The following is a 24,371-nucleotide window of genomic DNA, read 5'->3' as shown; positions in this document are numbered from 1 at the left end:
GAAGGAATGAAGCTGAACCGGCCTCCCAGGAGGACAGTTCCATGGCGACAATCCCCACAGTCCACACCGCGACGCGCTGGTACCTCGTCGGCGTCCTGCCCGACGACGCGCCCGTCGCCCATCTCATGACCCGCGCCGGCGACCTGCGCTACCGCCGCTCGGTCTGCGGCGAACGCGAGTCCCGCACGTGGACACCGGTCGACCTCACGGCCCCGGGCACCGGCGACGTCACCCCGTGCCCCACCTGCGCCGCGACCCTGTCCGGCGCACCACCAGGAGACGGCGACGGTCAGCTGGCGTTCGACCTGCCGTTCGCGTGACGCGCGAGGTCTTCGACGGAGCAGCCGCTCTCCGGGTCGTTCTCGTGCGCCGGGAACGCGGGGATCCGCCGGTCGCCTTCGCGCTCGTACAACCGCCTCGCTGCGGGCTGCCGCAGGCCGGTCTCGAGCCGCAGCCGGCTCAGCTCTTCTTCGCGCGGCTCGGCGCCACGCGCGGCGGCTCGCCCGGCATCTTCGGGTACACCGGCGGCCAAGGGGCGTCCATCAGGCCCGATGCGAGGTCCGCCCGGGACAGCTCCAGCAGCGGTTCGATGGACTGCGGCCGGTCGTTCGCCCCGGCCCAGGGGTCGCCGTGCTCGGCGACGAGAGCGGGCACCGAAGTCAGGGTGAGCGTGTCCGGGATGACGGTGGCGAGGTCGGCCCACGAGATCGGCGTCGACACCTGGCCGCCGACGCGTGGACGGACGCACCACGCGCCGAAGACCGTTTTGTGCGGGGCGTTCTGGTTGAAGTCGACGAAGACGCGCGCGCCGCGTTCCTCCTTCCACCACTGGGCCGTGATGAGGTCCGGGTGGCGGCGTTCGAGGGCCCGCGCGAGGGCGACCGCAGCGGCGCGGACCTGGTAGCCGTCCCAGCGGGGTTCGAGGATGGCGTAGAGGTGCAGGCCGCGCGAGCCGGAGGTCTTCACGTGGACCTCGATGCCCAGCTCGGTCAGGAACTCGCGCACGAGCACCGCCGCGTCGCGCAGCTGCGGGAAGCCGATGCCGGGCGACGGGTCGAGGTCGATGCGCAGCTCGTCGGCGATGTCGAGCGACGCGGCGCGGTTGGGCCACACGTGGAAGCCGAGGCAGCCCTGGTTCACCGCCCACAGCACGTGGGCGAGGTCAGCGGCCACGAGGGCGTCGCTGGTCGTGCCGTTGGGCGTGGAGACGACGGTGGTGGTCAGCCACTTCGGGGCGGTCTTGGGGACGCGTTTCTGAAACCAGCTCTTGCCGCCGGCGCCGTCCGGGTAGCGCTCCAGCAGCAGCGGGCGGCCGCCGAGGCGGTCGAGCAGCGGGCCGGCCACGGCCTGGTAGTAGCGCACGAGGTCGAGCTTCGTCTCGCCGCGCTCGGGGAAGTACACCTTGTCCGGGCTCGAGATCGTCAGCTCGACGCCGTCGAGCTCCAGGACCACGCCGCTCATCTGGCCTCCCCGAACAACGTCGCCAGCTCGGCCGGCGGCGCCTCCTCCAGCTGCGCGTACGTGCACGAAGCCGGGTCACGGTCGGGGCGGAAGCGCACGAGCCGCCCGCCGTGGCGGAACCGGCCGCCCTGCAGGTGCTCGTACCGGACCTCCGCGACCCACTCCGGCCGCACGGCCTCCCACGACAGGTCCTTCTGCGGCGCCCACCGGCTGTTCGCGCCGGGCCGGCGGCCGGGCTCGGGCTCGTACTCGGCCCAGGTGCGCCACGGGTGGCCCTCCAGCGCGTTCTCCCGCAACGGCGCCAGCTCCTCGACCAGCTCGCGGCGCCGCTTGGCGGTGAAACTGCTGGCCACGCCCACGTGGTGCAGCGCGCCGGCGTCGTCGAACAGGCCGAGCAGCAGCGAACCCACGCCCTGCCCGTCCTTGTGCCAGCGGAACCCGGCGACGACGCAGTCGGCCGTGCGTTCGTGCTTGACCTTCCACATCACACGTTTGTCCTGCTCGTACCGCTGATCGGCCGGCTTGGCCATCACGCCGTCGAAGCCGGCGCCCTCGAAGCGGGTGAACCAGTCCTCGGCCGTGTCCGGATCCGTGGTCAGCGGCGTCAGGTGGACGCGCTGCAGGCCGCCGGACGGGTTGTCCCCGAGCAGGTCTTCCAGCATCCGCCGGCGCGTGCGGAACGGTTCCCCGGTGAGATCGCGCTCGCCCAGGGCCAGCAGGTCGAACGCGATGAAACTCGCCGGCGTCTCCTCGGCCAGTTTCCGCACGCGGCTCGCCGCCGGGTGCAGCCGCAGCTGCAGCGACTCGAAGTCCAGGCCCCGCGGCGTGACCAGCACGATCTCGCCGTCGACCACGCACTTCTCCGGCAGCGCGTCGCCCAGCAGCTCGACCAGCTCGGGGAAGTAGCGCGTGAGCGGGCGGTCGTTGCGCGAACCCAGCTCCACCTCGGCGCCGTCGCGGAACACGACGCAGCGGAACCCGTCCCACTTGGGCTCGAACCAGAGCCCCTCGGTCCTCGGGACCTCGTGCACGGCCTTGGCGAGCATCGGCCGCACGGGCGGCATCACGGGAAGCTCCACGCGCCGATCCTAGGCCGAGCCGCCGCTGACCAGCACCGTTTGACCTTCCTCGCCCGTTCGGGAAGAAGTTTCCCCGCTGCGGCGAAGACGTGGTGAAAGCTGTCCCGGCTGGGAGGAAACCCCGCGTGAGAAGAGGCAGAGAAACGACCGCACCGGTGGGCGACGCCGGGCCGGCCGCGCGGTTCCGGCTGGAGCCCGAGGCGTTCACCGAGGTGCACGACCGCAGAGTCCGGTGAGGGCCACGAAAGCCGCGTGGTCTCGGCGATCACGGCCCGCGGCACGCTCGCGGCCGCGCTGGCCGAGCTCCCGCACGGCGAACGCGACGGGCTGTTGCTCTTGGCGCTCGCGGAACTCGATTACAACGAGGTGGCCCCGGCCCCGCCCGCCACGCCGACCGTCGTCCAGTCCGGACAGCAGGTGCTGCTCGCCGCCGCGACCGTCGCCGAGCGCACGCCCGACGCGACCGGCACCTGCTGGCACGTGCCGCAGTAGGTCACGGGCGGGCGCGGCCCGCCGGGAACACCCGCGCCGGCCCGCCCGCCAGGGCCCGGCCGATGCCGCGCGCGGCCGCCATCACCAAGGGCGCCAACGCGGCCGGCTGGGCGCTGCCGGCCCGGACCACAAGGGACACTGCCGCCGCGACCGTGCCGTCGGCGGTGGACACCGGCGCGCCGACCGACAGCGCGTCGACGGTGACCTGGCCGTCGCTGACGGAGTAGCCCTGCTTGCGGACGTCGGCGAGCACGCGGCGCAGCCGAGCCGGATCGCAGACGGTCTTCGCGGTGTAGCCGTGCAGGGGCCCGCCGAGCACTTCCTCCTGCACGGCCGCGGGCGCGTGGGCCAGCAGCACGAGGCCGACGCCCGTGGCGTGCAGGGCGAACCGGCCGCCGACCCGGGTCCAGACCGGCACGGCGTCACGCCCGGCGATGCGTTCGACGAACACCACCTCCAGGCCCTCGCGCACGGCGAGCTGCACGTTCTCGTGCGTGACCTCGTACAGGTCCTCCAGGAACGGCATCGCCGCGTCACGCAGGCCGAGCCCGCGCGGCGCGAGCGACGCGACCTCCCACAGCCGCAGCCCGATGCGGTAGCGCCCCGCCGCGTCGCGTTCCAGCGCACCCCATTCGACGAGCTCGGCCGCGCGCCGGTGCGCGGTCGCGAGCGAGACACCGGACCGCCGGGCCAGCTCGCTGAGACTCAGATCCGCGGCGTTCGGGGTGAAAGCCTCGAGCAGCGCCAGCACCTTGCTGGTCACGGAGGTGCCCGTCGCCGGGGCTTGCCGGGTCATCGCCTCACGCTACCCGCGGGGTCAGAGATCCAGAACCAGTCGCGCACCGGCGCAGCGCGACACGCAGATCATCATCACGTCGCCCGCCTCGCGCTCCGGGCCGGTGAGCACGGAGTCGCGGTGGTCCGGCACCCCGTCGAGCACGCCGGTCTCGCACGTGCCGCACGTCCCCTCCTGGCAGGAGGACAACACGGACACCCCCGACTCCTCCAGCACCTGGAGGATCGAGCGGTCCGCCGGTACCTGCACCGTCCGGCCCGACTGGGCGAGCTCGACCTCGAACGCATCGCGCGGACCGGTGTCGGGCAGCGCCGTGAACCGCTCGAGGTGCAGCAAATCGGGCGCACACCGCTGTTCGACGGCCGCCAGCAGTGGTTCCGGGCCGCAGCTGTAGACGGCCGCGCCCGGTGCCGCGGCCAGCGCCGCGTCGAGGTCGAGCAGGCCGCGTTCGTCCTGCGGCACCAGCTCCACGCGGTCGCCGTAGCGTTCGCGCAGCTCAGCCGCGAAAGCCATCGACGCGCGGGTGCGCCCGCCGTAGAGCAGGTGCCACTCGGCCCCGGCCGCCTCGGCCGCGGCGAGCATCGGCACCAGCGGCGTGATGCCGATGCCGCCCGCCACGAACAGGTAGCGCGGCGAAGGCACCAGCGCGAAGTGGTTGCGCGGACCGCGCACGCGCAGCCGCTCGCCGCCGGTCAGGCCGTGGACGTGCGCCGAGCCGCCGCGTCCGGCCGGCTCATGCAGCACGGCCACCTGCAGCACCGACCGGTCGGCCGGATCACCGCACAGCGAGTACTGCCGCACGAGATCCGGGCCCAGCACCAGATCCACGTGCGCGCCCGGCTCCCAGGCCGGCATCGCCGCGCCGTCCGGGTCGCGCAGGGTCAGCCGGACGACGCCGTCGGCCAGCCGTTCCGGGGCCGCCAGCACCACGTCGAGCTCCAGCTCCGTGGCCAGGACGCTCATCGTCTCCTCCTCATGAACCGGTCAGATCTCTCAGACCGCTCAGACCGCGACGGCCACGCGCTCCGGCGGGACCAACGGCACCGCCGGACCGCCGTGCCCGACGGGGTGGGCCAGCAGCCAGTCCCACAGCTCCACCGGGTCCTCCGACTCGTGCTCGGCCCCGCAGTGGCACACGCCGACGAGCACGTCGGTGCCGAGCTTCCAGTGGATGCGCACCACGTTCTCGCCCCGCAGCATCGCCACGCGCTCGCTCACGACGACACGACCTGCGCGCTCTCGCCGGCCGCCAGCCTCTTGAGGATGCGGCGCGCGGCCAGCCCGCCCGTGTCGATGTTGACCGAAAGCTCCTGGTACCCCTCGGGTTCGGCCTCGATGACGCGTTCGAGGATGTCGAGCGCCCGCACGTCCTGCAGCACGACCGTGCGGTTGTTCTCCGCGAGGAAATCGGACACGGCGGTGTCCTCCAGAGCGAAGTCCCGTGCCACGGCCCAGAAGTCGTGGGTGCTGTGCTCGGTCTCCGGGGTGATCGCGTAGACCACCTCGACGTGGAAACCGTCGGGGTCGGTGCCGTCGGAGTTCGGCAGCACGCCGACGGGCGCGATGCGGCTGTGCAGCAGGTACAGGCACGGCGGGTGGTACTCGATGTCCTGCCAGCGCGTGATCCGGCCTTCGATGCCGGTGGACTTCGCGTAGAACGACGGGCACTCGGCGTCGGCCATGTGGCGGCTGACGTAGATGATGCCGCGGTCCTCGTCGACCTCCGTGGTGATCGGCGTGTTCGCGACCTCCGGCGTGCCGATGTAGCCGCCGTGCAGGTAGGTCTCGTGCGAGAGGTCGAGCAGGTTGTCCACGAGCAGCTCGTACCGCGCGGCCAGCGGTTCCATACCGCTCACGCTGGTGTACGCCGGGTCCGCGAGCCACGGCGCGCGCGGGATCGTGGACTCGTCGGCCAGCTCGCGCTCGCCGATCCACACCCACACGAACGAGTCCTGCTCCACCACCGGGTACGAGGGAACCCTTGCGGTGCGCGGAATCCGGGCCTGGCCGGGGACGAAGACGCACGAACCGGCGCTGTCGTAGGTGAAGCCGTGGTAGCCGCAGACGATCTTGTCGCCGTCGAGCCGGCTCTCCGAGAGCGGGTAGCGGCGGTGCACGCAGCGGTCGGCCAGCGCGACGACGTCGCCGGATTCGGTGCGGTAGAAGACGATCGGCTCGCCGAGCACGGTCCGGGAGAACAGCTCCCGGCCCACCTCGCGGCCGTATGCGGCGACGTACCACTGGTTTCGGGCGAACGCTGCCATCGACGCCTCAGAGCTCCTTCGGTCGGGGTCGGTTTCCGAAGCTCTCACCCGCGGTGCGCCGGGGACCATCCGGGTTTTCACCCACTGAAAGACTCTCGTCGTCACGAAATCACCTCTTCCCACAGCGCGGGGGCGGACGTACAGTCGGCGGCATCGTTATTTCGGGTACCGGAACGTACGGGGACCAAAATGACCACCAACGACACCGAGACCTTCGACGAACTGGGCCCGGAAGCGGGCCTCGGCGAGGTCCTGCTGGCTCTGGGCGGGCGCTTGACCCGGCTCCAGACGGAGCTGCTCGCCGGGCTCGAGCTGCCGCTCACCATCCGGCAGTACCGGATCCTGTCGAGGGTCGGGAGCGGCCACACGTCGCTCACGGCGCTGTGCAAGCTCGCGCACCGCAACCCGTCGACGATGTCGGAAAGCGTCGACAAGATGGTGAACCAGGGCCTACTCTCGCGCCGTCCCTCGGCCACGAGCCGGCGCACGATGCAGCTCGAGCTCACCGCCAAGGGCGTCACCGCGCGGGACACCGCCCGGCGCACCCTCGACAAGTTCGCGGCCGAACTGACCGCGGGCCTCGCCCCCGAGGTGCGCGACCAGCTGCTGCCCGCGCTCTCGCAGATCTACTTCGACGTCCAGGGCAACCTGGACGACCGGTGACGGAAGAAGACCCAAGGGGGGTCAGCACCACCGCACCACACCGGATCGGAACCGTTTGACGCCAGGCCATCCGGCCCTGCGCCACGGGTTTCGAACCGGACGGCTTCGAGCCGCCGGCCGACATCCCTCGGCCTCCGCACCGCCGGGCTTTCGAGCCGGGCCGCTTCGGAGTGCCGTGGTGCCGGAGTCTCGAAGCCATCGGGTGGCAACCGATCGGTTCGACACGGCCGGACGCACGCCGGTGGCCCACAAGGCCGCCGACCGGCGAACCGGACCGCCGATGGGTTGCCGGCCAACGGGTTCCACGCCGTTCGACCACCGCGTCGGGCGGCGAGGAGCCACCGGGTAGCACCAGCCGCCGTCCTACGAGCTGCTGGGTTTCACAAGCCCTGGGTTGTTCCAGCCACAAGGAGGTGGCCCCACATGCCCCCGTCCCCCGCGACCTCGTCCCACTCCCTGCTCTCCCGCCTCGACGAGTCGGCGTTCACCGCACGGCACCTGAGAATCTACGTGACCGTCCTCATCGGACATTTCCTGTGCGGGTTCGTGATCAACCTGACCGGCGTGATCCTGCCGGGTGTCATCAAGACCTTCCACCTCACCAGCGAGTCGGCCGGCGTGTTCTCCTCGGCGCTGTTCGCGGGCATGCTCGTGGGCGCGGCCGTCGCCGGCACGGTGTCCGACCGGTTCGGCCGGAAGGTGCCGCTGTCGATCACGGTGATCGTCTACGCCGTGTTCTCGCTCGCCGCGGTGTTCGCGCCCAGTTTCGGCGCCCTCGTCGCGTTCCGCGCGCTGCAAGGGATCGGGCTCGGTGCCGAGATCGCCGTGGTCCTGCCCTACATCGCCGAGTTCGTGCCCTCGCGCCACCGCGGCCCGCTCGTCACCGCCGCCACGGCGGCGTGGCTGATCGGGCTGCCGACGGCGGCCGCGGTCGGCACCGCGGTGGTGCCGGCGTTCGGCTGGCGCGCGATGTTCGTGATCGCCACCGTGCCGGTGGTCGTCGGTGTGTTCATGCTGGCGACGCTGCCGGAGTCGGTCCGCTACCTGCTGCGCCGCGATCGTCTCGCCGACGCCGCGGCCATCGTCAGCGGCCTGTGCCGGGGCGGCAACCCCACCGAAGCCCCCGCCGGCCGGCCCGCGGCACCCGAGAGCGGCGGCACCGTGCGCACGCTCGTCGCCCGGCACTACCTGCGCTACACGATCGCCATCTGGTTCATGGAGGTCTGCGCCGGCGCGTTCCTCTACGGGCTCTCGAGCTGGCTGCCCTCGGTCCTGGAAGACCAGGGCGTGGACCTGCTCAAGAGCTTCGGCTACACGGCGATCATCACGGCCGCCGGCGTGGTCGGCGCGATCCTCGCCGGGCAGCTGATCAACCGGATCGGCCGCCGCGTGGTGCTCGGCGGGGCGTTCGTCCTCAGTGGAGTGTTCTGCCTCGCCTGGGGCACCACGTCGGCGACCGGCGCGGTGATCGTGCTCGGCTCGCTGGCCACGTTCTTCGGCAGCGGCCTGGCCGGCAGCACGCTCTTCGCCTACGCCAGCGAGCTCTACCCCACGGCCAGCCGCGCGACCGGGCTCGGCTGGGCGGCGGCGTGGCAGAAGGTCGGCGGCCTCATCATGCCCGTGCTCGTCGGGTTCATCCTGGCGGCACACGCTTCGCAGTTCCTGTTCTTCCTGGTCTTCGGGATCATCTCGATCCTCGCCGGGATCGCCGCGCTCGTGGCGACCTTCGAGACCCGCGGCCGCACCGTCGAGCAGATCACGAGCGAGATCACCGGCGAAGGGGCGCCCGCCGCCCTGGCCCCGGCGCGCTCCTGACTGCCCGAGTCACCACCGGAAACCGACCCCACCACAACCACAGTGGAGGTACCCATGACGATCGACCACGCCCCGGCACCCGCCGGAGCGGGCCTGTCCCCCGAGGACCTCGCGGAGCTGCAGCTGCGGCACCGCAAGATCCGCGACGCGATGGCCGAGCAGGGCCTGGACGTCGTGCTCGCCTACGGCCCCGCCTGGCGGCGGGAGAACATCCGCTACTTCACCGACGTGACCCCGGCCGGCAGCGCCGCGCTCGTGGTGTTCCCCGCCGAAGGTGACGCGGTGGCGTTCTCGACCCGGCCTTCGGACCTCGCGGCCTTCACCGCGCAGGGCTGGGTCGGCGAGGCCCGGCGGCTGGACCCGGCGAACCCGGCCGAGCTGGGCGTGGTCCTCAAGGAGCTGGCGCCGCGGCGCATCGGCATCGCCCACCACGAGCTCGTGCCGCTCGTGCTCATGGAGACGATCCGCGCCGCGGCGCCGGGCGCCGAAGTCGGGTCGGCCACGAAGCTGCTCGACACCGCGCGGCTGGTGAAGAGCGAGTGGGAGCTGGCGCGGATGCGCCGCAGCGCCGTCGTGTGCGCGGCCGGCTGGGAAGCGTTCGTGGACGTGCTCGAACCGGGGCTGCCGGAGTACCGGATCGTCGCGGAGGTCGAGGCGCGGCTGAAGAACCTCGGGGCCGAGGACAACTTCATGCTCATCGCGTCGGGCCGCGACGAGGTGCGCGGCATGACCCCGCCGGGCGACCGGCTGCTCGAAGCCGGCGACATGGTGCGGACCGAGCTCACGCCCAAGATGGACGGGTACTGGCTGCAGATCTGCCGCTCCGCCGTGGTGGGCAAGGCCGACGACGGGCAGCGCAAGTCGTTCGACCTGTTCAACGAGGCCGTCGAGGCCGGCATCTCCGTGGTGCGCCCCGGCATCACCGCCCACGAGGTGGCGATGGCCGAGAACGACGTGTTCCGCAAGTACGGCTACGGCGAGTACTGCAGCAGCAACTACACCCGCGTGCGCGGCCACGGCCACGGCCTGCACCTCGACGAGACGCCGATCATCGAGGGCAACCACACCGTGCTGCCCGAGAACTCCGTGTTCATCATCCACCCCAACACCTACACGCCGCTGGCCGGCTACCACGTGCTCGGCGACCCCGTGCGCGTGACCGCCGACGGCTGTGAAGTGCTGATCACGACCGAACGGAAGCTGTTCGAGACAGGAGACGTGGCGTGAAACGAGGTCTGCACGTACTCGACCCCGCGGAAACCCCCGACCAGGAGTGGGGCGACCGCGTCGCCGCGCTGCAGAAGGCCATGGCGGCCCAGGGCGTCGACGTCGCGTTCGTCTACGCCGACGTGTCGCGCTCCGACGACCTCGCCTACCTGACCAACCTGTGCCTGTACTGGAACGAAGGTGTGCTGGCGATCCCCGCCGAGGGACCCGTCACGTTCCTCACCAAGCTCTCGCTGCGGGTGCAGAACTGGATGAAGGCCTCGTCGAAGGTCACGGAGTTCAGCGGTGGCAAGAACTTCGCCGACCTCGTCGCGAAGTACCTGCTGGGCAAGAAGAACGGCACGATCGGCCTGGTCGACGCCGCGCTGTGGCCCGCCGACGTGGCCGACGAGATCGTGGCCGCGGTGCCCGGCTGGCAGGTCGAGCGCCTCGGCGGGCTGGTGCGCGAGCAGCGCCTGATCCCGTCGGCGGCCGAGACCGAGCTGCTGCGCGCGGCCGGCCGGATCCTCGACGACGCCGCGGCCAAGGCCACGGTGGAGGGCAGCACCGCCGGCAGCCGCGTCGAGACCGTGGAACGCGCCCTGCGCGGCGGCGGGTTCCTCGACCTGTACCCGAGCTCGCTGTCCACTTCGGACGGCGTGACGTCCTTCGGCGTCACCGGGCAGTACCGGATGAACTGGGTGTACTCGAGCCGCGTCCTCGGTGACGGCGCCGGCTGGCCGGGTGCGCTGAAGGACGCTCTGACCGCGGCCATCGCCTCGGCCAAGGCCGGCGCGAGGATCGGCTCGCTCGCCGAGGCCGCCGCACCCGCGCTGGCGAAGCTGCCGGAGGGCGCCAAGGCCGAGGTCCGCTGGGTCAACCAGGCCGACCTGTCCACCAGCGGCGAGTTCCGCGCCCAGGACCCGGCCGCCGTACTGGCCGAAGGCGAAGCGGGCGCGGTGTCCGTGGAAGTCGCCTTCGCCGACGGCGGCAACGCGGCCGTGGCCGAGACCGTCCGCGTCACCGCGGGCGAACCAGAACACCTGACAGGAGCACAACGGTGAGGATCCTTTCCAACGGCGACATCGAGCAGGTGCTCACCGCCGGCGAGACGCTCGACGCGCTGGAGACGGCGTACAAGGAGCTCAACTCCGGCCAGGGCGCCAACCGGCCGCGCAACCACACGTACTTCCCGGTCGAGGACAGCCGTCACCCGGGCTTCCGCTTCCGGTTCAAGTCGCAGGAGGGCGGCAACGTCTCCAGCGGCGTGTGGGCGCTGCGGATCACGTCCGACATCGCGGGCGTCGAGACGCTGCCCTCCGGGGTGCAGCGGCGCCGGCTCATCCCGGCCGCGCCCGGTGGCCGCTACGTCGGGCTCGTCACGCTCTACAGCCTGACCACGCTCGAACCGCTCGCCATCATGCACGACAGCTTCATCCAGAAGATGCGCGTCGGCGCCACCTCGGCGCTCGGCATCCGCGAACTGTCCAACCCGGACGCGACGGTCGCCGGGATGTTCGGCTCGGGCTGGCAGGCCGAGGCGCACCTGGAGTGCCTGCTCATGGTGCGGCCGAACATCGAAGAGGTCCGCGTGTACAGCCCCACGCCCGAGCACCGCGAACACTTCGCGAAGGTGTGGAGCGAGAAGACCGGGCGCAAGATCGTGGCCGTGGACGAGCGGCGCGACGCGGTGGCCGGCTGCCAGATCGTCACCTGCGCCACCGCGGCCATGGAAGCCTGCTTCGACGGCGCCTGGCTCGACCCCGGCACGCACGTCACGGCCATCACCTCGCCCGACGGCACCGCCACCCGGCGCGAGCTGGACGACACGACGTTCGACCGCGCCGCGCCGCACATCACCGTGCTCTCGCGCGAGCAGGTGCACCACGACAAGCAGTACGACATCCTCGGCCCGGTCACCCGCGGCCTGATGGAGTGGGACGCCATCCGCGAGCTCGGCGACCTGCTGCTGGGCGAGGCGCCGGGCCGCACGAGCCCCGAGGACATCACGGTGTTCGCGAACAACACCGGCATGGGCGTGCAGTTCGCGGCCGTCTGCGCGCGGGCGCTGGCCCTGGCCGAGAAGCGCGAGCTCGGGCACACGGTGCCGACCGACTGGTTCCTGGAAGAGACGAGCCCGTGACCGGAAACCGCCGCACACCAACGGATCCACGAGCGGAGACTTCCCATGGGCAGTGATTTTCGTGTCGGAGGCCAGGTCATCACCTTCGGCGAGAACGTGAACACCGACGTCATCATCCCCGGCCGTTACCTCGTGAGCATCGACCCGGCGGAGCTCGCCGAGCACGCTTTCGAGCCACTGGGGCCGGAGACCCAGGCGCGGCTGCGGGCGAGCGACGTCGTGGTCGCCGGCCGTAACTTCGGCTGCGGCAGCGCGCGGGAGCAGGCCGCCACGTGCCTGATCGGCGCCGGGATCAAGGCGGTCGTCGCCGCCTCCTTCTCCCGCGTCTTCTTCCGCAACGCCATCAACACCGGGCTCGTCGCGGTCGAGTCGCCCGCCGCGGCCGAGGCCGCCACCGACGGTGGCGAGATGTGGGTCGACTACGACGCGGGCACGGTCGAGGTGGACGGGCAGACCTTCCCGTTCAGCCCGTACCCGCAGGTGCTGCGGGAGATCATGGCCGACGGCGGCCTGATCCCGCACCTGATGGCGAGCTTCGCGGGAGGAAAGCAGTGACCGCCAAGACCTTCGCGCAGAAGGCGATCGAACGCGCGTCCGGGGTCGCCGACCTCGTGCCGGGCCAGATCGTCGACGCGTTCCCCGACCTGTACATGAGCCACACCGCGAGCTGGCGGTGCATCCGGACGCTCGAGAAGATGGGCGTCGAACAGCTCTACGACGTGAACCGCGTCGCCATGGTGATGGACCACCTGTCCCCCGCCATGAACGCCAAAACGGCCGCGGACCACGCCCTGTGCCGCGAGTTCGCGCAGAAGATGGGCGTGAAGAACTTCTTCGACGTCAACAGCGGCATCGCGCACATCGTGCTCATGGAGCACGGCCTCGTGCGGCCCGGCCAGTTCATCATCGGCACCGACTCGCACTCGACGATCTACGGCGCGCTGGGCGCGTTCGGCACGGGCGTCGGGTTCAGCGAGATCACCGCCGCGTGGGTCACCGGCAAGCTGTGGGTCAAGGTGCCCGAGTCGGTGCGGATCGTGATCGACGGCGACCTCGCGCCGGGCGTCTACGCCAAGGACATCATGCTCAAGCTCATCGGCGACCTCGGTGCCGACGGGCTGACCTACGAGTCGGTGGAGTTCTCCGGCTCCTACGTCGAGGGCATGTCCGTGTCCGAGCGCATGACGTTCTGCAACCTGGCCATGGAGATGGGCGCCAAGAACGCCTTCGTGGCCCCGGACGACACCACGCTCGCCTACCTCGACGAGGCCGGCGTGCCGCGTGACGAGCTGGACATCCTGCTGCCGGACGAGGGCGCGACCTACCGCGCCACCGTGCGGCTCGACGGGCCGACGCTCGCCCCGCAGATCGCGGTGCCGCACACGGTCGACAACGTGGTGGGCGTCGGCGACGTCGCCGGCACGAAGCTCGACCAGGTCTTCATCGGCTCTTGCGCCAACGCCAAGTACGACGACCTCGTGATCGCGGCCGACGTGCTCGCCGGCCACCGCGTGGCCCCGGGCCTGCGGCTCATCGTCACGCCCGCGTCGGCGAAGATCATGGCGCAGGCATCGGACAGCGGCGTGCTCACGAAGCTGATCCAGGCCGGCGCGATGATCACCAACCCCGGCTGCGGCGCGTGCGCGGGCAACGGCGGCGCGATGGCCGACGGCGAGACCACGCTGTCGACCGCCAACCGCAACTTCCAGGGCCGCATGGGCAGCTACGACTCGAAGATCTTCCTGTCGAGCCCGGCCACGGCCGCGGCGTCGGCGATCCGCGGCGTCATCACCGACCCGCGCGAGATCGTTGCGACGGCGGTGGTCGCGTGAACCTCGTCGAGAAGATCCTCGCCCGCGCCAGCGGGCGCGAGTCCGTGGCGCCCGGCGAGATCGTCGTGGCCAAAGTGGACCGCCTGATCATGCACGACCTGTCGGGGTACCTCACCTCGCAGGTGTACGAGAAGCGCGTGAACGTGCCCATCCCCGATCCGGAGCGGGCCGTGATGGTGTTCGACCACCACTTCGCGCCGCCGACCGAGCAGCAGGCGGACGTGCTGCAGCACAACCGCCGGTGGGCCCGCAAGCACGGCCTCAAGCTGTACGACTGCGGCAACGGCAACCTGCACCACGCCGTGGTCCGCAACGGGCACATCAAGCCCGGCATGATCGTGGTCGGGTCCGACAGCCACACGCCGGTGCACGGCACCATGGGCGCCCTGGCTGTGGCACTCGGCAACGACTCGCACGCCGGAACCGTGCTGCCGTACGGCAAAGCGTGGTTCAAGGTGCCGGAGACGACCCGCGTCCACCTCGAAGGCACGCCGAAGCCCGGCGTCACCCCGCGCGACATCGCGCTGTGGCTGGTCGGGCGCATCGGCGAGGGCGAGCTGAACTACCGGGCCGTGGAGTTCGGCGGCCCGTACGTGCGCGGACTGTCCTTCTGGGACCGTTGGCTGTTCCCGCTGCTGTGCGTGGACCTCGGCGCCAAGTGCAGCTTCGTCGAGCCGGACGAGATCACCGAGGCGTTCGTGCGCACGCTGCCCGGCGGCGACGCCGGCCTGCTCGTGCACGGCGACGGTGAGGAAGCCGCGCAGGTGCTGCGATTCGACGTCGGCGAGGTCGACCCCACGGTCGCGTGCCCGCCGACCGTCGGCAACGTCAAGCCCGTGGCCGAGGTCGCCGGCACGCCGGTGCAGTACGCGGAGCTGGGCGGCCACGGCGGCGGCCGGCTCGAGGACTTCCGCGCGGCGGCCGAGGTCCTGGCCGGGCACAAGGTGCACCCGGACACGCGGTTCCACCTCGTGCCGTCCAGCCGCGAGGTGTTCGCGGAGGCCGCGCGCGAAGGGCTTGTGCTCGCGTTGCACGAGGCCGGTGCCACGTGGTTCCCGCCCAGCACGGGCTCGAACCAGGCCTACAACATGGGCGCGATGGCGTCCGACGAGACGATGATCTCCACCCACGCCCGCAACTTCCCCGGCCGCAACGGCAGCCCGGACGCGTCGATGTACCTGGCGTCTTCGGAAACCGTTGCCGCGTCGGCCGTCGCGGGGGTCATCGCGAGCCGTGCAGGAGGGAAAGCGTGAAGTTCGAGGGCCGCTGCTGGCGGTTCGGGGACAACATCCCGACCGACCGGCTCGTGAAGACCCAGTACGTGTTCGAGCCGATGGAGATCCTCGTGCAGCACGTGCTCGAAGACCTCAACCCGGAGTTCCCGAAGCAGGTGCAGCCCGGTGACATCGTGTTCGCCGGCAAGCACTTCGGGCAGTCCTCGGGCCGCGCCATCGCGACGAAAGCGTTGCAGGCCACCGGAATCGGGTGCGTGGTCGCGGAGACGTTCGCCCGGACGTTCTACCGCAACTGCTTCGAGGTCGGCCTGCCGGCGCTCGAAGTCGGGCTGAACCCCGACTTCGCCGCCGACGGCGACCGCGTGCGCGTGGACCTCGCCACCGGCGAGTTCACCAACCTCACCACGCAGACGACGATCCGCGGTGCCGCGGCCGACCCGTTCCTCGTCGACATGCTCGAGGCGGGTGGGCTGATCAGCCTCGCGAAGAACCGGCCGGAGGTGTTCCGCTAGGACGGACGTACACGGTGAAACCCCCTGGCGGACAAGGACTTCGCGTCCGCCGGGGGTTTCGTCGTGCCCGCGGCGCGGACCGGAAACCCGCGGAAATCGATGTTTCTCAGCTTCTTGACGCGCGTCGAGATTGAGAGTCACACTGACCGGAGCACAAAGAGGTGCACCTCCCGATGCTTCTCATGGTCGACACCTCGCCCGATTCCAGACCGGGGCGGAAAAAGCTCCCCGCGTCCCCGGTCTCCCCTCTGGACACAATCGAGGTCTCCCCCGTGCCATGGAAAACTCTCCGCCGGACCCGGCTCGCGTTACCGGCTCTCGCTCTCGCCCTCGTCGCCACCGCGTGCGGCTCGGGTGGTGGTGGCGCCTCGGGCGGCGACACGATCACCCTCGGCCTGCCGGTGCAGGCCACCACGCTCGCGCCGGTCTACCTGGCCGACGACCTGAACCTCTGGAAGCAGCACGGTCTCACCGTCAAACCCGTCACGTTCAAGGGTGACGCCGAGCTCGCCAAGGCCGTGCTGTCCGGCGACGTCGACGTCGCGGTCGGTTCGCTCACCGGGCCGCTCACGGCCGAGGAAGCCGGCCAGGACGTGAAGGTCATCTACGGCGGTTTCGACATGACGGCGTTCGCCTGGTACGCCGTGCCCGAGATCCACACCGTGGCCCAGGGCAAGGGAAAGAACTGGGGTGTGACGACCATCGGCTCGTCCACCGACCTGCTCACGCGCTTCGCCGCGGCGAAGGCCGGCCTGGACCCCAACAAGGACATCAAGGTCGTGCAGGGCGGCGCCTCGGCGGCGCGCCTGGCGGCCATGAAGGCGGGCCAGCTGCAGGCCAACATCTTCACCGAGCCGCAGACGGTCTACGCGCAGAAAGAGGGCTACAACAAGATCCTCGACCTCAAGGATCTCGTCGACAGCTACCCGATGCACGTCACCTGGAGCAAGCCGGGCTTCGTCAACGACAACCCCGACCGCGCCAAGAAGTTCGTCGACACCCTGTCGCAGGCCATGAAGATGACCAAGGACCAGCCCGACGACGCGGTGAAGTCGATCGCGAAGAACCTCAAGATCAGCACCGACGACGCGAAGGCCAGCATGGCCGAGTGGATCGACCAGCTCTACCCCGACGGCCGCATGCCCTCGGCGAAGGCGATGGACGACTTCTGGCAGATGGGCCTGCAGGGCAAGGTGTTCGCGAAACGCCTGCCCGACTCGCAGTGGCTCGACACCCGCTTCCTGCCCAAGACCAGCTGAGCGGAGCACGAGATGGCAGACATCACCTTCGACCAGCTGCAGATCTCCTACGCCGGCAAGGGCGAGCCGTTCGTGGCGGTGAACGGGTTCGAGGCGCACGTGCGCGACGGCGAGTTCGTGACGATCGTCGGCGCCAGCGGCTGCGGCAAGAGCAGCGTGCTGCTGGCCGCCGACGGCCTGCTGAAGCCGTCGGGCGGGCAGATCCGCATCGGCGAGAAGATCGTGACCAAACCCGGCCCCGACCGCGGGGTCGTGTTCCAGGACGCGTCGCTGATGCCGTGGCGCACGATCCTCGCGAACGTCGCGTTCGGACTCGAGATGCAGGGTGTCGACAAGGCGACGCGGCTGGACCGGGCGCGGCACTTCATCGAGCTGGTCGGCCTGGGCGGGCGTGAAGAGGCCCACCCGCACCAGCTCTCGGGCGGCATGCGCCAGCGCGTCGGCATCGCCCGCGCGCTGGCCACCGACCCCGAGGTGCTGCTGATGGACGAGCCGTTCGGCGCGCTGGACGCGCAGACGCGCGAGCTGATGGCCACCGAGCTGCTGCGGATCTGGGACCTGGACCGGAAAACGGTGCTGTTCGTGACCCACGGCATCGACGAGGCGGTGTTCCTCGCCGACCGCGTGCTCGTGATGGGCGGCAGCCCGAGCCGCGTGGTCGAGGTGATGGAGATCGACCTGCCGCGCCCGCGGGACGCCGCGGTGCGCGCGAGCGAGGCGTTCGGCAAGTACCGCACGCACCTGGCCGAGCTGCTCTTCGGCGCGCAGGCCGGGGCGGCGGTGCCGTCATGACGCAGGGCTTGCGAACGCGGCCGCCGCGCCCGGTGGCCGCGGCGCCGCCGAGCCGCGCGGTGGGCCTGCGCTGGCTGCCGCCGGTACGGGCGCGGTTCGTGCTCGGCAGCGTCGTCGTGGTGCTCGCGCTGTGGCAACTGGCCGCCTCGACCGGCCTGGTCGACGTGCAGTTCACCAGCACCCCGGTCGCGATCGTCCGAGCCGGCGGCGACCTCCTGAGCTCGGGTGAGCTGTGGGACAACGCGCAGACGACGCTCGTCGAGTTCTTCACGGGCTTCCTGCTCGCCGTCGTGGTCGGCGTGCCGGTGGGCATGCTGATGGGCTGGAAGCTGCGGATCCGCCAGACGCTGGAACCGGCGCTGATCGCGCTCTACGTGACGCCGTCGCTCGCGTTGCTGCCGCTCGTGGTTCTCGCGCTGGGCATCGGCGAGGCGTCGAAGATCGCGATGGTGTTCATCGAGGCCGTGATCACGATCGCGGTGAACGCGATGGCCGGCATCCGCGAGACGGACCCGAAGCTCGTGCAGGCCGCGCGGGCGTTCTGCGCCGGTGGCGGTGCGATGTTCGGCAAGATCCTGTTCCCCAGCGCGCTGCCGACGATCATGGCCGGCCTGCGCCTGGGCGCCGGGCGCGGCGTGATCGCGGTGATCGTGGCCGAGCTCTACGGCGGCACGGACGGTGTGGGCCAGCTGATCTCCACGTACGGCCAGAACTTCGACGTCGCGCCGCTGCTGTTCCTGACGCTCGTGGTCGGGATCTTCGGGTACGTCGTGACCGCGCTGCTGCGCGTGCTCGGCACGGCCGCCACGGCTTGGGAGAGGTGACCCGATGACCACCACTGTCAGTCCCCGGAAGCGGCGGGTGCCGGAGAAGGCCATGCCGATCGTGCTCGGCGGCGGGTTCCTCGTGCTGGTCGCGATCCTGTGGCAGATCGCCGCGTGGGCCGGCCTCGTGAACCCGTTCCTCACGTCCTCCCCCGTGCTCATCGCGGGCTCGCTCGGCGACCAGATCGGCTCGGGCCTGCTGCTGCACAGCCTCGGCACGAGCGCGCTGGAGCTGGTGATCGGCTTCGGGATGGCCGCGATCGTCGGTGTCGCGGTGGGGCTGCTGATGGGCCGCTACCGCTACGTCGACTACGTGGTCGAGCCGTACGTGTGGCTCCTGTACTCCGCCCCGATCGTGGCCCTGTTCCCGTTGCTGGTGCTGATGTTCGGCCTCGGCAGCCCGTCGGTCGTGGCCATCACGTTCCTGATGTCGGTGATCCCCGTGATCGTCAACTCCGCCCAGGGCGTGCGCAACGTCGACCCGAAGCTGATCCGCACCGCCGTGTCGTTCGGCGCGGGCGAGACGGCCTTGCTGCGCAAGGTGATCCTGCCCGCGTCGGTGCCGACGGTGATGGCCGGGCTGCGCCTGGGCGTGGGCCGCGGGCTCGTCGGCGTGGTCGTGGGCGAGTTCTTCGCGGGCGACGGCGGGATCGGCTACAACATCAGCTTCTTCGCCGGCCACCTCGGCACCACGGAGGTGCTCGCGTCGGTGTTCGTCGTGATCGTGGCCGGTGTCCTGCTCAACGTGGGCGCCCGCAAGCTCGAATCCCTCGCCGACTCCTGGCGCACCGAACTCCCCTGACCGCTTTCGCAGAAAGAGGTACCCCGTGAAGCAGATCGCCGCCGACATCGGCGGGACGTTCACCGACCTGACCGCCGTGGACGAGCACGGCGTCTTCACCACCGCCAAGACCCTCACCACCCCGCACGACCACGCGGAGGGCGTGCTCGACGGCCTCGACAAGCTCGGCGCGCACCTGCCCGACACCGAGCTGTTCCTGCACGGCTCCACCATCGCGATCAACACCGTGCTGCAGCGCGCCGGCGCCGCGACCGCGCTGATCACCACCGAGGGGTTCCGCGACGTCTACGAGATCGGACGCGGCAACCGCTCCGAGCCGTACAACCTGTTCTTCGGCAAGCCCGACCCGCTGGTGCCGCGCCGGCTGCGCCGGGAGGTGCGCGAGCGCGTGCTCGTGGACGGCAGCGTGCGCACGCCGTTGGATGTCACGGCCGCGCGCGAGCTGATCACCGAGCTGAAGTCGTCGGGCGTCCAGTCCGTCGCGGTCTGCCTGCTGCACGCGTACGCCAACCCGGAGCACGAGCTCGAGCTGGGCCGGTTGTTCACCGAGCTGTGGCCCGAGGCGTACGTGACGCTGTCGCACCAGATCATGCGCGAGTACCGCGAGTACGAGCGCACGTCGACCGCGGTACTCAACTCCTACGTCGGCCCGGTCGTGTCGCGCTACCTCGACTCGCTGACCACACGCCTGGAGGCCCGGGGCTTCCGCGGCCGGCTGCTCATCATGCAGTCCAACGGCGGCATCATGTCCGTCGAGACCGCGCGGCAGAGCCCGGTGCGCATGATGGAGTCGGGTCCGGTCGCGGGTGTCATCGGCGCATCGGCGCTGGCCGCCGGGCTCGACCTGCCGCGGCTGATCTCGTTCGACATGGGCGGCACCACGGCCAAGACCAGCCTGGTGAAGGACGGGCAGGTCGACATCAGCCCGGGCTACTTCATCGGCGGCTACGCGACCGGGCACCCGATGGCGCTGCCCGTGGTCAACATCGTCGAGGTCGGCGCGGGCGGCGGCAGCATCGCGTGGGTCGACCCGGCGGGCGCGCTCAAGGTCGGCCCGGTCAGCGCCGGCGCGGCGCCCGGCCCGGCGTGTTACGGCCGCGGCGGCGACCGCCCGACGGTGACCGACGCCAACCTAGTGCTCGGCCGGCTCGGCGCGAGCCGGTTCCTCGGCGGCGAGATGCCGCTGGACCGCGCGGCCGCCGAAGCCGCGATCATGACGCACGTGGCCGAGCCGCTGGGCCTCGACCTGCTGGCCGCCGCGCGCGGGATCGTGACGATCGCCGACGCGCAGATGTCGCTGGCCGTGCGCGCGGTTTCGGTGGAGAAGGGCGAGGACCCGCGCACGTTCGCGCTCGTGGCGACCGGCGGTGCCGGACCGCTGCACGCCGTGTCGATCGCGCGGGAGCTCACCATCGGCACGGTGGTCGTCCCGGTCCTGCCCGGGCAGTTCTCGGCCAAGGGCATGCTCTACTCCGAGGTGCGCCACGACCTCACCCGTACGCACCTGGCCAAGTTCGAGTCGTCCACAGTGGAGCAGTACGCGATCACGCTCAAGGCGCTGGGCGCCGAGGCGTGGGCGCGACTGCGGGCCGACGTCGGCGAGCCGGCGACCGCGCCCGTGCTGCAGCACTTCCTCGAGCTGCGTTACCAGGGCCAGGAGTTCACGATCCCCGTGCCGGTGCCCGAAGAGGGACTGTCCACTTCGAACCACGCGGCCGTGCGCGCGCTGTACGACGAGATGCACAACCGCCTCTACGGCCACCACGCGTCGGACGAGACGGTGGAGGCCGTCGGCGTCCGCACGGTGATCTCGCTGCCGCTCGAAACGACCGCGGGCACCGCGGCCGAGGTCGAGACCGCGTCGGGCGACCCGGAACCGGTCGAGCACCGGCCCGTGGTGCTGCACGGCGGCGGCCCGGAACCCGTGTCCTGTCCCGTCTACGACCGTGAGGCGCTGCGGCCCGGCCACCGGATCACCGGTCCCGCCGTGGTGCAGGAAGCCACGTCCTCGGTCGTCTTCTATTCCGGTGACGTGCTGACCGTCGCCGCCGACCTGTCACTCGTCGTCTCCGTGGGGAGCCCCGCATGACCATCGACCCCGTCACGCTCGAAGTGGTGCGCTGCGCGCTCGTGGCGTACTCCGACGAGATGGCCACCGCGCTGCGCCGCGCCGCCTACAATCCGATGATCTTCGAGGTCCAGGACTACTGCGTGGGCCTCGTCGACACCGCGGGCGAGCTGATCGCCCAGAACCTCGGCGGCCTGCCGATCTTCCTGGCCGACCTCGGCGTCTCCGTGGCCGACGGCATCGAGCGCCACGGCCTCGAGGGCTTCGAGCCCGGCGACGCGCTGGTGATGAACTACCCGTACGTCGCGGGCCAGCACCTCAACAACGTCGTGGTCTACACGCCGATCTTCGTCGACGGCAAGGTGGTGGCGTTCCCCGCGGTGCGCGCCCACTGGGTCGACATCGGCGGCTCGCGCATCGGCTTCGGCTCCACCGCCACCACCGACATCTACTCCGAGGGCCTGCAGCTGCGCTCGATCAAGGTGATGAAGGCCGGCGAGTGGGACGCCGACGTGATGCAGATCCTCAAGGACAACATCCGCATCCCGGAGTCGTCGCTGGGCGACCTGCGCGCGGCCATCGCGGCCTGCCGGCTGGGCGAGCGCCGCATCGCGGAGCTGTGCGAGCGCTACGGCCTCGACACGGTGATGGCCTGCATCACCGAGATGCGTGACCAGTCGGAACGCCTGTCGCGCCACGCGGTCGCGCAGATGGCCGACGGCGAGTACACCGCCTCGGCGTGGATGGACAACGACGGGCAGGACCTCGACAAGCGCATCACGCTCGACCTCAAGGTGATCGTGAAGGGCGAAGAGCTCACGATCGACTTCTCCGACATCAACGAGCAGGTCAAGGGCCCGCTCAACTCGGGCAAGTCGGGCGGCGTCGCGGCGGCGCGGGTGGCGTTCAAGATGCTGACGCTGCCGACGCACCCGGTCGACGAGGGATCCTTCCGCAACCTGCACGTGGTGCTGCCGGAAGGGAAACTGCTCAACGCGAAGTCGCCGGCCGCGCTGGGCCAGTGGAGCATCTCGCTGCCCACGGTGGTCGACACGATCATCCGGGCGCTCGCCGACGCGCTGCCCGACCAGGTGCCGGCCGCGCACAAGGGCGACATGTCCGGCTTCACCTTCCACGGCATCGACGAGAAGACCGGCTCGCGGTTCGTGTGCCTCAACATCAACGGCGGCGGCTGGGGCGGGCGTCCGGTCGGCGACGGGCCGAGCGCGTGCGTGTCGGTGTGCCAGGGCGACGTGCGCAACATCCCCATCGAGATCCAGGAAGCGCGCTACCCCTTGGTGTTCACGCGCCACGAGCTGCGGGCCGACAGCGGCGGCGCGGGCCGGCACCGCGGCGGACTGGGCCTGGAGATCGACGTGGAGCCGCAGCAGGCGATGTTCACCAACATCGCCAACGAGCGCACGACCTGCCCGCCGTGGGGCCTGCGCGGCGGCCAGGCGGGCGCGGTGAACGACACGATCGTCACGCAGCCGGGCGGGCAGCCGGAGCACGTGAAGAAGCACACCGGGCTGGCGTTGCAGAAGGGCTCGAAGGTCACCTTCCGCACCGCGGGCGGCGGGGGCTGGGGTTCGCCGGCGGAGCGGCCGGCCGCGGACGTGGCCGAGGACGTGCGCGACGGCTTCGTGACGGCCGAGGCCGCGCGTGAGCTGTACGGCGTCGCGCTCACAGCCGACGGGCGGGTGGACGAGCCGGCGACCGGCCGGCTCCGGGCCACGCAGGCAGATGTCGCTCGTCGGTGAGCTCGCCGCGCGGGCGCACTCGGTCGGTTCCCGGCCGGTGCCGCCCGCGGTCCGGGTCGCCGCCCGGGCCCACCTGACCGACGCCGTCGGTGCCCTGATCGCCGGCCACACCACGCTGGCCGGCTCCGTGGCCGGGCTCGCGCGCACCCTGTCCGCGGAGTACGGCGCCGCGCGGCGGACCGCGTTCCTCGGCGGGGTGTACGCGCACGGCTGGGAAGCGGGCGACATCCACCGAGGTTCGGTGCTGTGCCCGGGTTGTGTGGTGTTGCCGGCGACACTGGCGGTGGTGCCCTCGACCGCGTCGGCCGAGGATTACGAGCGCGCGTTCCTGGCCGGCTACGAGGTCGCGCTGGCCGCGGCGGCCGCGATCGGGGGCGAGGCGCTGATCCGCCGGGGGTGGTGGCCGACGGCGCTGCTGGCCCCGCTCGGCGGTGCGGCCGCGGCTTCGGTGCTCCTCGACCGGCCGCTCGCCGTCACCGCGTCGGCGATCGCGCTGGCCGCGCAGCACGCGGGCGGATCGATCGCGGGCGCGACGGACCGGGCCGACGGCAAGTACCTGCTGGCCGGGTTCGCGGCGGAACGCGCGGTCACGGCGTTCCTCGCGGCCGACTCCGGCTGGACGGGCCCGCTCGACATCCTCGACGACCCGCGTTCGCCGCTGCGTCGTTCGGAAGCCGCGGTGCCGGAGCCGTTCCTGCTGCCGGAGACGAGCCTGAAGCCCCACGCGGGGGCGAAACACCTGCAGGGCGCGATCGACGCGGTGCTGTCGTTGCGTCCCGCGGGCGGCTGGGCGCCCTCGTCGGTGCGGCGGCTGAGGTGCCTGTTGCCGGCGCAGCTGGCCGGGATCGTCGACCGGCCGCCGCCGTTCGGCTCGGCGCTGAGTGCGTTGGGCAGTGCCCAGTTCGTGCTGGCCGTGTCGGCGCTGCGGGGGCACTGCACGCCGTGGGACTTCGAGGACGGTGCGCTGCGCGACGAGGCCGTGCTGGAGCTGGCGCGGGTCGTCGAGGTCGGGTCGGCGGACGATCTGACGGCCGCGTATCCCGCCAAGTGGGGCGCGCGGGTGGAGATCACCACCGCGTCGGGGGCCGTCTCGGCGGATCGGCTCGACGCGCGGGGTGACCCGGGGAACCCGTTGCCGGACAACGAGATCGTCGGCAAGTTCACCACGCTGGCCTCGCGCGAGCTGGGTCCGGTGCGGGCGCGCGAGGTCGCGGAGTCCTTGCTGGGCCCGGATCCCTCGACGGTGTCGGTGCTGCGCGAGCACGTGCTGCCGTTGCTCGGGGGTACGTTCGTCAGGTCACCGGAGAACGCCGCGGCGGGCGTGAGAACAGGGGGTTCGTCCTGACCACCGACCGACCCGCACCCGAC

The 24,371-nt window shown here is 71.3% G+C and carries 24 protein-coding genes; 18 read left to right on the top strand and 6 right to left on the bottom strand.

Annotated features, from left to right (window positions below; all coding sequences use genetic code 11):
• Positions 1-41 precede the first annotated feature (41 nt).
• The gene (locus tag ACQPXB_RS15830; protein ID WP_386951814.1) at positions 42-320 is read left to right on the top strand and encodes a hypothetical protein; all 279 of its coding nucleotides are present in this window, start codon (positions 42-44) and stop codon (positions 318-320) included.
• A gap of 139 nt (positions 321-459) precedes the next feature.
• Here the strand turns inward: ACQPXB_RS15830 and ligD are convergent, their stop codons facing one another.
• Together ligD and ACQPXB_RS15820 are read right to left on the bottom strand one after the other, a co-directional pair.
• Positions 460-1,461: a non-homologous end-joining DNA ligase gene (gene ligD, locus ACQPXB_RS15825; protein ID WP_366586426.1), complete on the bottom strand. Its 1,002-nt coding sequence runs from the start codon at positions 1,459-1,461 to the stop codon at positions 460-462.
• Positions 1,458-2,540 carry an ATP-dependent DNA ligase gene (locus ACQPXB_RS15820; RefSeq protein WP_432852634.1) on the bottom strand — a complete coding sequence of 361 codons (1,083 nt, stop codon included), beginning with the start codon at positions 2,538-2,540 and terminating at the stop codon, positions 1,458-1,460. The genes ligD and ACQPXB_RS15820 overlap by 4 nt, the downstream gene beginning before the upstream one ends.
• 252 nt (positions 2,541-2,792) lie before the next feature.
• On the opposite strand from ACQPXB_RS15820, the gene ACQPXB_RS15815 reads away from it, so the two are divergent.
• Positions 2,793-3,032, top strand: coding sequence for a hypothetical protein (locus tag ACQPXB_RS15815; protein WP_432852631.1), 240 nt, complete (start codon positions 2,793-2,795; stop codon positions 3,030-3,032).
• 1 nt (position 3,033) lies between these two features.
• On the opposite strand, the gene ACQPXB_RS15810 is transcribed toward ACQPXB_RS15815, so the two are convergent.
• Genes ACQPXB_RS15810 through ACQPXB_RS15795 form a run of 4 tightly spaced genes read right to left on the bottom strand, consistent with a single transcriptional unit; the run spans position 3,034 to position 6,092 of the window.
• Positions 3,034-3,828: an IclR family transcriptional regulator gene (locus tag ACQPXB_RS15810; RefSeq protein WP_432852628.1), complete on the bottom strand. Its 795-nt coding sequence runs from the start codon at positions 3,826-3,828 to the stop codon at positions 3,034-3,036.
• A gap of 21 nt (positions 3,829-3,849) precedes the next feature.
• Entirely contained in the window at positions 3,850-4,791 is a 942-nt protein-coding gene (locus tag ACQPXB_RS15805; RefSeq protein ID WP_432852625.1) for a PDR/VanB family oxidoreductase, read from the bottom strand.
• Positions 4,792-4,830: 39 nt separating this feature from the next.
• Positions 4,831-5,046 (bottom strand): hypothetical protein, encoded by a 216-nt coding sequence (locus ACQPXB_RS15800; protein WP_432852622.1) that lies wholly within the window; start codon positions 5,044-5,046, stop codon positions 4,831-4,833.
• Positions 5,043-6,092, bottom strand: coding sequence for a Rieske 2Fe-2S domain-containing protein (locus ACQPXB_RS15795; protein WP_386951802.1), 1,050 nt, complete (start codon positions 6,090-6,092; stop codon positions 5,043-5,045). The genes ACQPXB_RS15800 and ACQPXB_RS15795 overlap by 4 nt, the downstream gene beginning before the upstream one ends.
• A 189-nt stretch (positions 6,093-6,281) precedes the next feature.
• Between ACQPXB_RS15795 and ACQPXB_RS15790 the strand changes: the two genes are divergently transcribed.
• The 16 genes from ACQPXB_RS15790 (at position 6,282) to ACQPXB_RS15715 (ending at position 24,348) form a co-directional block, all read left to right on the top strand.
• Positions 6,282-6,755, top strand: a complete 474-nt coding sequence (locus tag ACQPXB_RS15790; protein WP_366586446.1) for a MarR family winged helix-turn-helix transcriptional regulator — start codon at positions 6,282-6,284, stop codon at positions 6,753-6,755.
• 423 nt (positions 6,756-7,178) lie between these two features.
• The gene (locus ACQPXB_RS15785; protein WP_432852617.1) at positions 7,179-8,570 is read left to right on the top strand and encodes an MFS transporter; all 1,392 of its coding nucleotides are present in this window, start codon (positions 7,179-7,181) and stop codon (positions 8,568-8,570) included.
• 54 nt (positions 8,571-8,624) lie between these two features.
• Positions 8,625-9,797, top strand: a complete 1,173-nt coding sequence (locus ACQPXB_RS15780; protein ID WP_366586453.1) for a M24 family metallopeptidase — start codon at positions 8,625-8,627, stop codon at positions 9,795-9,797.
• Complete coding sequence (locus tag ACQPXB_RS15775) at positions 9,794-10,840, top strand: aminopeptidase P family N-terminal domain-containing protein (RefSeq protein ID WP_432852614.1); 1,047 nt, start codon at positions 9,794-9,796, stop codon at positions 10,838-10,840. The genes ACQPXB_RS15780 and ACQPXB_RS15775 overlap by 4 nt, the downstream gene beginning before the upstream one ends.
• Entirely contained in the window at positions 10,837-11,919 is a 1,083-nt protein-coding gene (locus ACQPXB_RS15770) for an ornithine cyclodeaminase family protein (RefSeq protein ID WP_432852611.1), read from the top strand. The genes ACQPXB_RS15775 and ACQPXB_RS15770 overlap by 4 nt, the downstream gene beginning before the upstream one ends.
• Positions 11,920-11,964: 45 nt before the next feature.
• On the top strand, positions 11,965-12,474 hold the full coding sequence (locus tag ACQPXB_RS15765; protein ID WP_366586461.1) for a 3-isopropylmalate dehydratase: 510 nt from the start codon (positions 11,965-11,967) through the stop codon (positions 12,472-12,474).
• Complete coding sequence (locus ACQPXB_RS15760) at positions 12,471-13,751, top strand: aconitase/3-isopropylmalate dehydratase large subunit family protein (protein WP_432852608.1); 1,281 nt, start codon at positions 12,471-12,473, stop codon at positions 13,749-13,751. Before ACQPXB_RS15765 ends, ACQPXB_RS15760 begins: the two co-directional genes overlap by 4 nt.
• Positions 13,748-15,004: a 3-isopropylmalate dehydratase large subunit gene (locus ACQPXB_RS15755; protein WP_432852605.1), complete on the top strand. Its 1,257-nt coding sequence runs from the start codon at positions 13,748-13,750 to the stop codon at positions 15,002-15,004. Before ACQPXB_RS15760 ends, ACQPXB_RS15755 begins: the two co-directional genes overlap by 4 nt.
• Positions 15,001-15,498, top strand: coding sequence for a 3-isopropylmalate dehydratase (locus tag ACQPXB_RS15750; RefSeq protein WP_285968654.1), 498 nt, complete (start codon positions 15,001-15,003; stop codon positions 15,496-15,498). The genes ACQPXB_RS15755 and ACQPXB_RS15750 overlap by 4 nt, the downstream gene beginning before the upstream one ends.
• 272 nt (positions 15,499-15,770) lie before the next feature.
• The gene (locus ACQPXB_RS15745; RefSeq protein ID WP_366586470.1) at positions 15,771-16,757 is read left to right on the top strand and encodes an ABC transporter substrate-binding protein; all 987 of its coding nucleotides are present in this window, start codon (positions 15,771-15,773) and stop codon (positions 16,755-16,757) included.
• A gap of 12 nt (positions 16,758-16,769) precedes the next feature.
• Positions 16,770-17,549 carry an ABC transporter ATP-binding protein gene (locus tag ACQPXB_RS15740; protein WP_366586473.1) on the top strand — a complete coding sequence of 260 codons (780 nt, stop codon included), beginning with the start codon at positions 16,770-16,772 and terminating at the stop codon, positions 17,547-17,549.
• A complete protein-coding gene (locus ACQPXB_RS15735) occupies positions 17,546-18,373 on the top strand; it encodes an ABC transporter permease (RefSeq protein ID WP_366586476.1) in 828 nt (275 codons plus the stop codon). Before ACQPXB_RS15740 ends, ACQPXB_RS15735 begins: the two co-directional genes overlap by 4 nt.
• Before the next feature lie 4 nt (positions 18,374-18,377).
• A complete protein-coding gene (locus tag ACQPXB_RS15730) occupies positions 18,378-19,175 on the top strand; it encodes an ABC transporter permease (RefSeq protein WP_366586478.1) in 798 nt (265 codons plus the stop codon).
• Positions 19,176-19,200: 25 nt separating this feature from the next.
• On the top strand, positions 19,201-21,264 hold the full coding sequence (locus ACQPXB_RS15725; RefSeq protein ID WP_432852599.1) for a hydantoinase/oxoprolinase family protein: 2,064 nt from the start codon (positions 19,201-19,203) through the stop codon (positions 21,262-21,264).
• The gene (locus ACQPXB_RS15720; RefSeq protein ID WP_366586483.1) at positions 21,261-23,003 is read left to right on the top strand and encodes a hydantoinase B/oxoprolinase family protein; all 1,743 of its coding nucleotides are present in this window, start codon (positions 21,261-21,263) and stop codon (positions 23,001-23,003) included. Before ACQPXB_RS15725 ends, ACQPXB_RS15720 begins: the two co-directional genes overlap by 4 nt.
• Positions 22,987-24,348, top strand: coding sequence for an MmgE/PrpD family protein (locus tag ACQPXB_RS15715; RefSeq protein ID WP_432852596.1), 1,362 nt, complete (start codon positions 22,987-22,989; stop codon positions 24,346-24,348). Before ACQPXB_RS15720 ends, ACQPXB_RS15715 begins: the two co-directional genes overlap by 17 nt.
• Positions 24,349-24,371 lie beyond the last annotated feature (23 nt).

This window comes from Amycolatopsis sp. CA-161197, from assembly GCF_050942255.1.
GTDB lineage: Bacteria > Actinomycetota > Actinomycetes > Mycobacteriales > Pseudonocardiaceae > Amycolatopsis.
Note: the sequence above shows the minus strand (reverse complement) of the source record. Positions and strands in the feature narration are given on the sequence as shown.